General features: G+C 38.4%; 10 protein-coding genes and 4 pseudogenes. 2 read left to right on the top strand and 12 right to left on the bottom strand.

Going from position 1 to position 12,529, the window contains the following annotated elements; all coding sequences use genetic code 11:
* Positions 1–148: 148 nt before the first annotated feature.
* Entirely contained in the window at positions 149–1,387 is a 1,239-nt protein-coding gene (locus COD92_RS03250) for a multidrug effflux MFS transporter (protein ID WP_098533444.1), read from the top strand.
* A gap of 196 nt (positions 1,388–1,583) precedes the next feature.
* Here COD92_RS03250 and COD92_RS31765 read toward each other — a convergent pair whose 3' ends face one another.
* From COD92_RS31765 to COD92_RS03190, 12 genes and pseudogenes are all read right to left on the bottom strand, one after another.
* Positions 1,584–2,372 (bottom strand): hypothetical protein, encoded by a 789-nt coding sequence (locus COD92_RS31765; RefSeq protein WP_176541460.1) that lies wholly within the window; start codon positions 2,370–2,372, stop codon positions 1,584–1,586.
* A gap of 275 nt (positions 2,373–2,647) precedes the next feature.
* Positions 2,648–3,520, bottom strand: a complete 873-nt coding sequence (locus tag COD92_RS03240; RefSeq protein ID WP_098995899.1) for a YitT family protein — start codon at positions 3,518–3,520, stop codon at positions 2,648–2,650.
* A 49-nt stretch (positions 3,521–3,569) separates the two neighbouring features.
* Positions 3,570–4,136, bottom strand: a complete 567-nt coding sequence (locus tag COD92_RS03235; protein ID WP_098533446.1) for a tyrosine-type recombinase/integrase — start codon at positions 4,134–4,136, stop codon at positions 3,570–3,572.
* A 395-nt stretch (positions 4,137–4,531) separates the two neighbouring features.
* Positions 4,532–5,515 carry an NAD(P)-dependent alcohol dehydrogenase gene (locus COD92_RS03230; RefSeq protein ID WP_098533448.1) on the bottom strand — a complete coding sequence of 328 codons (984 nt, stop codon included), beginning with the start codon at positions 5,513–5,515 and terminating at the stop codon, positions 4,532–4,534.
* A gap of 656 nt (positions 5,516–6,171) precedes the next feature.
* Positions 6,172–6,919 (bottom strand): annotated as a pseudogene (locus COD92_RS03225) (ABC transporter permease).
* A pseudogene (locus COD92_RS03220) lies at positions 6,920–7,682 on the bottom strand (ABC transporter ATP-binding protein).
* A gap of 183 nt (positions 7,683–7,865) precedes the next feature.
* A pseudogene (locus tag COD92_RS31480) lies at positions 7,866–7,963 on the bottom strand (DUF1048 domain-containing protein); the annotation flags it as partial.
* A gap of 58 nt (positions 7,964–8,021) precedes the next feature.
* Positions 8,022–8,363, bottom strand: a complete 342-nt coding sequence (locus COD92_RS03215; protein ID WP_098533450.1) for a DUF1048 domain-containing protein — start codon at positions 8,361–8,363, stop codon at positions 8,022–8,024.
* Positions 8,360–8,704 carry a PadR family transcriptional regulator gene (locus COD92_RS03210; protein ID WP_098533452.1) on the bottom strand — a complete coding sequence of 115 codons (345 nt, stop codon included), beginning with the start codon at positions 8,702–8,704 and terminating at the stop codon, positions 8,360–8,362. Before COD92_RS03210 ends, COD92_RS03215 begins: the two co-directional genes overlap by 4 nt.
* A gap of 492 nt (positions 8,705–9,196) precedes the next feature.
* Complete coding sequence (locus COD92_RS03200) at positions 9,197–9,508, bottom strand: DUF2750 domain-containing protein (protein WP_255286849.1); 312 nt, start codon at positions 9,506–9,508, stop codon at positions 9,197–9,199.
* A 333-nt stretch (positions 9,509–9,841) separates the two neighbouring features.
* Positions 9,842–10,561: a nitroreductase family protein gene (locus tag COD92_RS03195; RefSeq protein ID WP_480254285.1), complete on the bottom strand. Its 720-nt coding sequence runs from the start codon at positions 10,559–10,561 to the stop codon at positions 9,842–9,844.
* Between the two features lie 78 nt (positions 10,562–10,639).
* Positions 10,640–11,683 (bottom strand): annotated as a pseudogene (locus COD92_RS03190) (alkene reductase); the annotation flags it as partial.
* A gap of 454 nt (positions 11,684–12,137) precedes the next feature.
* On the opposite strand from COD92_RS03190, the gene COD92_RS03185 reads away from it, so the two are divergent.
* Positions 12,138–12,458 carry a hypothetical protein gene (locus COD92_RS03185; protein WP_098533458.1) on the top strand — a complete coding sequence of 107 codons (321 nt, stop codon included), beginning with the start codon at positions 12,138–12,140 and terminating at the stop codon, positions 12,456–12,458.
* Positions 12,459–12,529: the final 71 nt, after the last annotated feature.

Here is a 12,529-nt window from a genome sequence, read left to right as displayed (position 1 = left end):
TCTTACCTTCTTAATTCTAAAAGAATAGTAGTAGCCATTTTATAAATTATCATTTGATTACTTCGTCAATAAAAATCTGTTAACATATAAGATGTTACAATTTTTCGAAAAGAGGAAATTTTATGTTTATGAAAGGATGATTTACTTTATGGAGGATCCACTACACAAGCCATATGATCAGAAGGTACTCTCACGCTCCAAACGGTTATCGATGGCGATTATACTTGGTATACTCGCAGCATTTGGTCCTTTATCCATGGATATGTATTTACCAGCACTACCCAATATTGCTAAAGATTTTCATACCAATGCCTCTTTTGTACAACTTACGATTACGTTTTTTGTACTCGGTTTAGCATCGGGGCAATTACTAACAGGACCAATTAGCGATGTAACTGGACGCCGCAAACCTCTTTTAATTGGCTTAATGGCCTACTTTATCGTGTCCCTTTTATGCGTATTTAGCCCTTCAATCTGGGGATTGATTATCTTGCGTTTCATACAGGGGTTTGCTGGATCAGCAGGAGTAGTAATCTCGAGAGCGATTGTCCGAGACTTATATTCAGGAAGCGAATTAACCAAGTTTTTTTCACTGCTCGCATTGATTAACGGCCTGGCCCCTATTCTTGCTCCTGTTCTAGGCGGGCAGCTGCTTAAAGTAGTCCCTTGGCAAGGTGTATTTATTGTGTTAAGTGCCATCGGTATCGTGATGTTTTTCGTAGTTCTTTTTGGCTTACCAGAAACGCTTCAGGAAAAACAGCGTACGGTTGGTGGTATCAAGAATACATTTCATGCTTTTTCAAAACTGATCACGAATCGCACCTTTATGGGATATGCTTTAGCACAAGGATTAGTTACAGCATGTTTGTTTTCATATATTTCAGGTTCTCCTTTTGTCATACAGGATATTTACGAGGCCTCACCTCAAACGTTTAGTTTAATTTTCGCTGTAAACGCCATTGGGATTATGATTTGTAGTCAGATCACGGGAAGATTGGCAGGAAAAATTCCTGAGTCAACGATGTTTAAATTTGGATTAGGAATGGCAGCTTTAGGAGCCATTATATTACTCATTCTTATATTTTTACAGGCAACATTAGTCTTTTTATTGATTCCATTATTTTTTGTTGTATCAAGTGTAGGAATAGTGAATACATCAGGTTTTTCTCTGGCGATGCAAACACAAGGAAAAAATGCAGGAAGTGCGTCTGCTTTGTTGGGTGTTACGTCATTTGCACTTGGTGGAATTGTCTCTCCACTTGTTGGAATTGGTGGAGGACATACGGCCATTCCGATGGGCGTTGTTATGGCTTGTACCGGGTGTGGTTCCATTCTAACTTATTTAATGCTAGTAAAAAGAAAAAGAAGAGGAATAGTAAACAAATAGGAAATAATCCACCTGAGCCTCAACTGGAAGGGTGGATTATTTTTTATGATTTAATGACACTATCCCTATTCGTTAAACAATGGGCTGGTAGGATATTCTAATTAAATGAGTAGACTCTATCTTGCGTTTCTTGACAGTATCTACTCATTCTACTACTCTATGAACCCGCTACGTGAGGAATATAAAAAACTTAATCTTAAATGCCTTTAGAATGATTTCGCAAAAACTTTTCCATTGAGGATAAAAGAACTGATAAATCATCTTCAAAATTTTGCTTACCTACATTTGGTTGTGAATCATGTTCTAGTGATTGATATGATTGTGAATCATGTAGTAGTGATTCATATGTCAATGATTCAAATGGTAGTGATTCATCTTGTAATGACTCAAATGGTAGTGATTCATATTGTAATGATTCAAATGATTCTGATTCATATGGTAGTGATTCATGTTGAAATGATTCAGGTTGTAGTGATTTAGGTTTTGGTGCTTTAGGTTTTGGTGCTTTAGGTTTTAGTGATTTAGGTTCTTTTGACTTATGATCTTCGGTTTTAGCCTTTTTAATTTTTGGTCCATAACTCACATTTTTAATGTGGAAAATGGTAATGCGCACGACTTCGTCATTTGAGACGATATAAACAAAATCGTCTTTTACCTCAATGAGTATCCCCTCAACCGTTTCAGGACCTCCACGATTGATTCTCACCCAAACATAACTCAATGATTCAAGCAGTTCTTTGAAATTTTCAGCCTTTTTAAATTCAAAATCCTTAGGAACTTTAACGTCGAATTCCAACTGCATATTCCTATTTTCTGTGAAACTCTTAATGTGACGAGTGTGGTAATAAACGACCCCATCGTCTTCAGTGAGAACTGCGAAATAATCGTCACCAGCATCTAGTAACTTCCCAATTCTCGATTCTGGGCCGTCTCTGTCAACCTTGATTACTTTATTTGTAAAATACTGCTTGATGTCCTTACCCATTAAAAATCTCCCCTTTAATAAATATTTACACTGCATGTATATGTATCACGGCGGGAAGTTGTCCTAGGTAATGGCCTGTCTTTTAATGCTTTGGACGTATGCCATAGGTATGTAATAGGAAATATTGGGTAAATACCGAATGCAACGTTAATAATCGAATCCTTCTTCAGTAACCTGAACTGTTAGTCGTTTCATTCAATCGTCGTAACTTTCAGACAAAAAACAGCCGTCCAAATGGCAGCTTATTTTCCTAAAGAGCAATGGAACTTTCTCTCCTAATGAATATTATGCTTTCTGAAATTACCGCCCTTAACCTCTGCTACGTCATATACGGTAACAAACGCAGTTTCGTCCATTTCATTTATGATTTCCTTTAATTTGGTTTCTTCTAAGCGGTTAATAACACATGTGATTTCTTTAAACTTTTCATTGGAAAAACCGCCATATGCATCTTTATATGTTGCACTTCGACCTAAGCGATCACGGATTGCCTCTACCATTAATTCGGGTTGAGTTGTGATAATTTGAAAGGTTTTAGAGCCGCTTAGACCTTCTTCAACAATGTGAATAACTTTAGAAGCAATATAGTAAGCAATTGCCGAAAGAATCGCTCCTTGCAGACCAAATACAATTGAAACAAAAATAAATACAAATATGTTTAAGAAAAGAATTAAATCACTTGTCCCAAACGGTAATTTTCGAGATAGTAGCACGGCAAGCATATCAATGCCATCTAATGCACCGCCATTTCGCAGGGCTAGACCCATCCCTAAACCAAGGATAATACCACCAACAACTGTAACCAACAAAGTATCCCCTTCAATAATGGCTGGGGTATGGTGCAAAAGGCTTGTACCAAAAGCTAGTGAAGCTATTCCGATAATGGAATAAAATGCAAAACTTTTTCCAATTTGTTGATATCCTAACCAGATAAAGGGAATATTTATAATTGCAATTAGAACTCCTAATGGTAAATCAAATAGTTCTGATCCTACGATACTAAGACCCGTCACTCCCCCATCAGATACGTTGTTTGGGATTAGTACCGTTTCTAGTCCATATGCGGCTATAAATCCACCAATAATTACGATTAAGCCTCGTAAAATAAATTTAAGTTTATTAGGCTTATTCATTTTCGTCTTATTCATAAATTCCTCGCTTCAAATTTTTTATATTGTGCACGAATAATTATCAAAATTATAAATTTACATCTATCTGAGTGGTTATCAATTCTTCTTTTTTTATTCCTAAAAATTTTAGTGTCTCCGCTGGTGTAGAATGGTTAAAGTGTTTTTGTAAAAGTGCAATAGAGACTCCTTGTTTAAACGCATGAAATCCAAAGGTCTTTGCCAAAGAATTTGTTCCTATCTTCCCTTCAATGCCTACCTTAACAGCTGCATCATGGATAATTCGATAGGCCTGTTGTCGAGTAATCGGTTGTTTAAACTTACGAGATTGGAATAAATAAATCTGTTCTTCTATGTTGACGTGGTTTATGTAAGACTTAACAGCTTCTTTCACTTTTTTGTTTAAAAATACAGACTTCCTCCTTTCGCTCTCCATTTCAGAGTAATGATAAAAATCCTTAATTTCTCCATTGCTATTAGAAAGATCCTTTACTTTAATCAAAAGTAGTTCAGATATTTTAAGACCTGTATTGATTCCAAAAACAAACAATAAGTAATCCCTGTACGAATGTTCTTTAAGGTACTGTTTTAAGGAATTTATCTGTTCTAAGTCTCTAAGTGCATCCACTGTTTCCAACGCTAATCATTACCCCTTCAATGTTACTTAATTAAAGTATATTGTATACTTTAGTAACATTCAAACTTTCCGCATTTAATAGTAGTATCTTCTACTAAATAACCCTGGGAAATGCCAGAATCCACAAAATATCCAAAAAAACCCCGTCAATCTATTTTATTGGATATCTGACAACGCAATAGTTTCGTCCATAAGCAAAGAAAAAGAACGGACGAATGATTTTATAAACATCCGTTACCGTCCTTTATTTGGATAGGGAGATTCAACTTTTGAGGATTCGCATAAATCTAATAGTTCTTCAGAAAATAAAGTAAAAACAACAATTCCTAACGAAAGAATTTCTTTTCAAGGTACTTGATTGAAGAAACTTCCCCCTTCCCTTTGCTAGTTTGACTTCATGGCCTATTTTTTTCCACATGTATGACAACATTTCCTTTCTTATGCCCTTTCTCAACATATCTATGTGCCTCTACAATCTCTTTAAACTCATAAGACCTATCAATGACCACCTTTAATTTCCCCGCCTCAACAAGTTCCTTAAGGAAGTTTAGTGCTTCTGAAGTCTCAGGTGAATTTCGACTCAATAATATTTTCTTGCCGCTTGTCAATTGAGTCCATAACATTCGAACACTTGGCAGTGGTTCTGTGATATTTATATAGGTACCGTCCTTCTTCAACAATTTCATACATGCCGAAAAGGAACTCTTGTTAACGGCTTCAAAGATCACATCATAAGTCTCATCTGTGCTAGAAAAATCTTCTGCTGTATAATCAATGACCTTGTCCGCTCCCAAAGATTTAACCAATTCCAAATTCGTCGTACTGCATACCCCTGTAACATTGGCACCGAAATACTTGGCAAGCTGAACGGCATAAGTTCCCACACTTCCTGAAGCACCATAAATGAAAACCTTTTGGCCGCTCTGAATATTAGCTTTTCTAAGAAAATACAATGCAGTGCGAGCTCCAATTGGAATGGCAGCTGCTTCTGCATACGTTATATTGGAAGGTTTAATCGATACCGGACCATCTTCATGTAGACATTTATATTCGGCATAAGCACCAAAGCCTTCAAGAGATGCTGCATAAACTTGGTCACCTTCTTTATACTTTTTAACATTTTTCCCAACTGACTCAACTTCTCCAGCTAACTCCATCCCTAATATCTCTTTTTTCGGTTGTCTGAAACCAAGTGTGATTCGAGCGGGCAGCCAAAAAACGGAAGGAACAGTAAAACTCCTTGAACGAATATCTGCAACTGTGACGGTGGTCGCTTTCACTTTTACCAAAATTTCATTATCTTTAGGAATAGGTTTTTCTACCTCTTTCAATTGAAGAACGTCGGGGGGACCGTATGTTGTATACACAATCGCTCTCATTCATCCACCTCAAATTCGTATATTCATTAATATAATACGAATATTACGAATAAAAAGAACAAAAGGATCAAGCTTTATACATTAGTAATTATAGGACTTTAATTTTCAGAAGATTTGATGTTGGTATGTGACCGTTTTGTATTAAATTAATTAACACAATAATAGTAGCTGTTATTGAATGTGTAAATAAGCTCTTACATTGGTCATTTCCCCTTTTAAAGAATAGAACAACTTTCCAAGATATAGATTAAAACCTATATCTAACTAAATAAGACAAAGCCTTCCAAAATGAAGCAAACGGAAGGTTATTTGGCATACACTTTTTACTGGTAATTATTTACAAACTATTAGCTGGTTTAGCACAAAAAGAAAAAGCCACCATATTGGCAGCTGGCTGTTGAACTCTTGCACCCTTTAGTTAAAGTACATCTCTTCACAATCTTACACTAATAAAACTTTTTTATGTCCATTTTGTTTATAGTCCTATTGCATTAAATCGTCCAATAAAAAAATAAAAGCACAATTCTTATTTCAGAATTGCACCCGATTGTTGAATAACATGAAGGCGTTAATCGACAATAGTTACCCTGTGAACATGACAAATAATTAAAGCACGGAAGATATAGTTACCACAAGACACCGGATCGATGGTGTACTTAGCCTAACTGGCGTTTAAATTGTTTACTTGCGGAGAAGTAAGCAATGACCATGATGCCGACGCACCAGACAAGCGCGATCCAGATATCGTTGCCAACAAACCCTTCATACAAGAGGGACGTATCGCATTCACGATTGAAGTCACGGGCTGGTTCTCAGCAAATGCACGGACAATTTTAGGCATGGTTTCGGTAGGGACAAAGGCAGAACTGATAAACGGCAGAAAAATCAGCGGGTACGATTAGGCTGTCACCCCTTCCATAGACCCCGCTCTCAATTCGGGAATGACCGCAAGCCATGTCAGAGCCAGCGTAAATAACCCGAGTATCCCAGCTACCGCGAGCCAATCCAGGATATCAGCGCTGGAACGGAAGCCCATCAAGAGCGCCACGAGGATAACCACCACGACAGTAAGGCATTGGAAAAAAGTGAAGTCAACACGTGAGCCCACAATACCGATGAGCGCTTGATGGGTATGGTAATGAAACGCGCCATCAGCCCGCTCTTTACATCCGTAAACAGCCGCAAGGAAATGTAAGCGACGCCGGATACAATCGCCATCAGCAAGATTCCTGGCAATAAATAATTGACGTAGTTTTCTGTGCCTGTCTCGATGGCGCCGCCAAATACGTAGACAAACAGCAGCATCATCATAATCGGCGTAATCGCCACCGTGATAATTGTATCCGGGCTGCGCAAGATGTTGCGCATTAAACGCCCTAGTAATACCCCTGTTTTGCTTTTCATTTACATCTCCTCCTTTTTGCCGATGATCGCGAGGAAAATTTCCTCCAATGTCGGCTGCTTCTCGATGTACTCTACTTTCGCTGGCGGGAACATCTCTTTGAGTTCGGTAAGGGTACCGGTCGTGATGATCTTTCCGCCATGCAGGATAGCGATACGGTCCGCCAGCTGTTCGGCTTCCTCTAGGTACTGGGTCGTCAGCAAGATGGTCGTGCCGCCGCTTGCAAGCTGCTTGACAGTATTCCAGACTTCAATCCTCGCTTCGGGGTCAAGCCCTGTGGTCGGTTCTTCGAGAAATATGACTGCTGGCGTCCCGATCAGGATCATGGCGATGTCAAGCCGGCGCTTCATCCCTCCGGAATACTTGTCTGCCCGGCAGTTGGCCGCATCGGTCAGGGTGAATCTTGTAAGCAGATTGTCGGCGACTTGAGCGGGATTGGAAACTCCCCGCAACTTGGCGATCATCATCAGGTTTTCCCTCCCGGTGAGCATGCCGTCTAATGCTGCGAACTGCCCTGTCAGGCTGATACTCTGGCGAACATGATCTGGTTGACGCTGGATGTCAAAAGCCGCAAATACCTACTTCACCGCCATCTAGCTTCATCAGCGTCGAAAGGATGTTCACCGTCGTCGTCTTGCCCGCTCCATTTGAACCCAGCAGTGCGAATATTTCGCTATGCCGTACCTCAAAATCCACCCCCTTTAAGACTTCCTTATCTTTAAAAGATTTTTTTAACCCTTTTACAGAAATCGCTGTATTGCTCATACTTTATTCCTCATTAATAGCGCAGCATGGTGCTAGATTGCCTATACTTCTCTACTTAGTCTGACTGATATTTTGTATTACTTACTACTGAGTTAAAAATATAACTGAATAGTGAAGGTGACACATTACATTTGTAACCATCTATTCAGTAGGGATCATCTATTGAATTTACTTTTTTCCCAATCACTTCATGATACTCTGATTCAAATCTTCACGATACTTGTCAACATAGGTTTTAGCGTTTGCCACAGTTCGTCGGCAAAGGAAGCCAATTCGTACCCAATGGTAGTTTGCGCCGCTGGTGTCAATGTTAGGCTAAAATCCACTAGGATTTCTCCGTTAGCCACGACCAATGTTATCGTTCAACTTCTTGCGATACTTATCCTTCCAAGTTTGCTCATCCTTCACTAGGTCGTCGCAGAAAGCAGCCACGTCCTCGCCCGTAAGGTCAGTGACTTTCTTGCCTTCCGCTGCACCTTCCTCGAAAAGGTCGAGAATGCCATTAAAGATACGGCTGCTGTCCTTCCAGTCGGTAGGACCACCACCAGCAGTCCACATATATTTTTGCATAGCTTTGTAAGCGTTGCGGTACTCACTTGGAAGTGCCTTCCCACGTGCCTCCATCGCCCTCCATTCGCGCTTGTCATCCAGACTTCCGATAATTTTTTCAAAAATATTCATTTTACTTCTCTCCTTTTGATTTTATTCGTTTTGAGTTCGTTAATTTTACTTGAGACGAAATTCCATTTTCTCCAAAAAATTTCAAGCTGCTCTTGACCTGCTGCGTTGAGTGTGTAAAATTTTCTCGGCGGTCCCATAGTGGATGGCTTTTTCTCGATGTTCACCAGATTGTTTTTCTCAAGCCGCATGGTAATCGTATAAACTGTGCCCTCAACCACATCAGTGAAGCCAAGTTCTCGCAGCTGATGCGTGATTTCATAGCCGTAAGTTTCGCCACGGCTGATGATTTCAAGCACACACCCCTCAAGCACCCCTTTCAGCATTTCCGTGATATTTTCCAACTTTTTACCTCCGTTTATATTTTACTTATATTTTTTCAGTACTCTGTAACACGGGTATTTTGTGCTACTGATATTCAGCGTTACTGACTACTAGTATATAGTATTACCGAATAGCGCCAATTGTCAATAAAACTTTCGTGAAAAAAGCCCGTTTTTACGGCTTCAAAGGTGTTTTTATCAAATTTGACAGTATAGACGTAAATAATTTAAAAATAACTGGCGAAGGGGTTGATGACCAGGAACTCGCTCATTTTGGTGGACTTGATTTACATGTTAAAGCGACCAAGATGATGATTATTAATACAAACGGTTTCGACCTCGGAAAAACAGCAGACGACTATTTAGTTACAAACGCATTGAGTCGATTAATTTGATTTGTTTATTATTTTAGGGATAGACTTTATCAATAATTTTGTGAAGAAATGCACTACTAAACTGAGTACATTTTTTCACAATCTTGTTCATAGAAGCAATCTATCTGAAGTTTTAACTTCAATAATTCTCTAACTCATTATTTAAGTCCCTTAGCAACACATCTATCTCAACGATTACTGAATCCGCATTTGTTGGGAAAATGGATGGTTTAACTCTATCTTTCTTCATACCAACAAGCCATTCGTTGATCAACTCATATAAATCAATCGGTTCAGCTTTGAATTTTTTCCACTCATTAACGGCACAGTATTCTGCAAATTCCTTTTTAGGAAAGAAAGGAATCAACATATTTCCATCATCATCCTGTGCTGTTGCCCAACCATCGTCATATAAGCCCCAGACTTCCTCATAATCCGCGACTTTTTTAATAAAATACTCTTATCTTATATTGGGTGGTTGTTTAATGACCGATTCAAATTCTTTTTGGTTCATATTATTTTCCTTCAGTTACTACATCTAACAAGGCATTTATAATATTCTCCAATAGTCATCAAAAAACCTTCTTGCACTAAAACCCCTTTAGTTTAAGTACAAACCTTCACATCTTTTCTTAACTCTAAAGATAGGTATACAATATTCTTTAAAGGTGTTGTTACACAATCGGCCCAAAATATGAAAAAAGACACGTTCCTAAATAAACGCGCCTTATAATGGAATAAGTATAAACCTTATATTTGCTATTATTATATTTAAGTTTACAATTTACGGATTTACTGTTCCTTCAAAAATAACTTCTTTTAATGGTTTTCTGGTGCTCGGATTCTCACGCTCTTGCAAATTCGCATGGAGGATTTCTTTTTCACCACGATAGCCAATAGTAATAACCGCATGAAGATCAAAATCATCTGAAACATTCAGCAAGCTACGGGCTTTTTCTTTATCGAATCCCCCAATCGCATGTGTGCTAAGTCCCAGTAAAGTAGCCTGAATGGCTAAGTGACCCCAAGCTGTGCCAGCATCAAACGTATGTGCACCATTTGGATCACCATTATCTCTCTTTTTACTTGATGCTACTAGGACAAGAACTGGAGCCTTTTCTGCCCAAGCTCGATTAAAAGGATTTAAGAATTCATGAAAGGTTTTCAATTGTGATTCTGTTTTAGCTACAATAAAGCGCCAAGGCTGATCATTGAAGGATGAAGGAGCCCAATGTGCTGCTTCAAGAAGACTATACAAATCTTCATCAGAAATCTTTTGGTCGGAATAGGCACGAGGGGACCAACGATTTAAAAATAAGGGATTAACAGAATGCTCAGCTTTACGATATTCTTTAACCTCACTTGTAAGCTGCTCAACAGGATTAACAAAACTAATTATATATACCTCATTTCCTATACGAATAATCTTATTTATGAGCATAACATATCCAAAGTTAATTTTAGAAATTTTAAGAATTATTCGAAGCCTCTCGTAAATAACCATTATTCCCGTTTCTCCCTTTACCGAAATACAGGGCCTGGCTCATGATTTGTGAGACTTCCGCTTTTAAGAAACCAAGGACTAAATTAATTCTTTCAGATGAGTTTTCGGATCATAGGAAATAATTTCTTCTCCTTTTTCCACTCGATGAAGAAAATCTGGATTGGCAAGTAACGGACGTCCAAAAGCAGCGATATCAATAGTTCCTTCTGCTATTGCTTGTTCAGCTGTTTCAGCATTTAAATCTCCGACTCCGACAATAACTCCATCCCAATATTTACGGACGAGCTGATGCATTGTTTTTCCATCAGCTATTGTTTTGGTAAATTCCATGGTGGACGGATGAATCATTGTCATACCCACCTCTTTGAAAGCTTCAATAAAAGTTTGAATAGCTTCTTCCGGATCTTCCCACATGTAATCCGGCTGATCAATTTTTAACGCTGAAAATCGAATAAGTGTACGATTAGCCCCCACTGCATCAATAACTTCTTTTAAGACTTCTTTCATAAATGTTAGTCTACCTGCAAGATCTCCTCCGTATCTATCTGTCCGGTGATTGGAAACATCTGAATTAAATTGATCAATTAAATATCCATGGGCACCGTGCACTTCAACTCCGTCAAAACCTGCTTCAATCGCATTTATTGCTGCTTGTGCATATTGGCCAATGACTTCTTTAATATCGTCGATACTCATTTCTTCAGGTATATCAAAAGGTTTTCCAAATCGTGATACTTTTCCTTCCGCTCGTATAGCTGATGGTGCTTGTGGTGGTAGATTGCCAGCAATCTCATGATGACTTGCTCTTCCAACATGCCAAATTTGTGCGATAATCGTTCCGCCTTCTCGGTGTACCGCTTTTGTTACCTTTTTCCACGTATTAATTTGTTCTTGAGTATACAGCCCCGGAACGCCAGGATTACCTTTTGCGCGAGGGCTAATGACGATGCCTTCAGTAATAATCAGACCAATTCTGTCCGCTGCACGTCGACGGTAATATTCCACGACATCTTCCCCAACAACACCTGTTTGAACATCAGCAAAACAGCGGGTCATTGGTGCCATGGCTGATCTTGTTCGCAACTTCCAGGCTCCTATGGTTACAGGTTCAAAAAGCTTACTGATCATCGTATGTCCCATTATGCTTTCCTCCTGATTGTTTCTTAGTTTATTTTTACCAGCTAACTTTAAGTAATAGCTGTGTAACCTAGGATAAAGATATTTAGCAAAAATTACAAATTATATACTCACTCAAAAATGCTGGTGCTTAGTTGGACCCAACGCATAATCATTGTGTGGACAATTGATGAATTTCTAATTCAAGATTTCTGCTATCGTTTCCCTTAAATCCCGCTCCTTTAGCGGAACAAAAAAGGGATTGCCGTAATAAGCACCTGTTTAGTCAGAAGCCTTATTCCATTATCAGGCCCGGTTGTAGAAGATCATTGCAAAACCTTATATAACAAAAGCACGCGTTTAGAGCGTTGCAGAAATCCATTTCTTTTGTAACAGGTAATCTCATTTTTTCGTATAATAATAAATGATTGATAAATAAATAATATGATGGTGAGCTTGTATGAGAATAAATTTATCAGAGAAACAAATCGCGGAAATAATACGAATAGTTCAAAAAGAACTTTTGATAAAAGGAATCGAACCAACAGAGGAATATCTATTTATCCACTGTTTTTCGAAAATACAGAAAGAAACCGTCTATTATCATCTGTTAAAAGAAAATGATACGTTGATAATCCGCTGCTATGCACGCGTGTTTGACAACTTAGGTTTGAGCGAGATGATCAGAAGTACAGCAAAAAATGTATTTGAATATGTGGTAGACCAAACCGGAATACAAAACACAATCTATATAGAAAACGGGATAGAATTTAAATTTTAAAAAAGAAGGACACTAAAGTTAAATATATTTAGAGACAATTAAGTTACCGATAGATAAAAGCCTGTATCAAT

The organism is Bacillus sp. AFS037270 (genome assembly GCF_002585305.1).
This window is presented reverse-complemented; position numbering and strand designations above follow the sequence as displayed.

Bases quoted from the DNA above. Each gene is read 5' to 3' on its own strand.
- COD92_RS03250 (WP_098533444.1), top strand. From the start codon at position 149: ATGGAGGATCCACTACACAAGCCATATGATCAGAAGGTACTCTCACGC.
- COD92_RS31765 (WP_176541460.1), bottom strand. From the start codon at position 2,372: ATGGGTAAGGACATCAAGCAGTATTTTACAAATAAAGTAATCAAGGTT.
- COD92_RS03240 (WP_098995899.1), bottom strand. From the start codon at position 3,520: ATGAATAAGACGAAAATGAATAAGCCTAATAAACTTAAATTTATTTTA.
- COD92_RS03230 (WP_098533448.1), bottom strand. From the start codon at position 5,515: ATGAGAGCGATTGTGTATACAACATACGGTCCCCCCGACGTTCTTCAA.
- COD92_RS03215 (WP_098533450.1), bottom strand. From the start codon at position 8,363: ATGAATATTTTTGAAAAAATTATCGGAAGTCTGGATGACAAGCGCGAA.
- COD92_RS03195 (WP_480254285.1), bottom strand. From the start codon at position 10,561: ATGGTTATTTACGAGAGGCTTCGAATAATTCTTAAAATTTCTAAAATT.
- COD92_RS03185 (WP_098533458.1), top strand. From the start codon at position 12,138: ATGAGAATAAATTTATCAGAGAAACAAATCGCGGAAATAATACGAATA.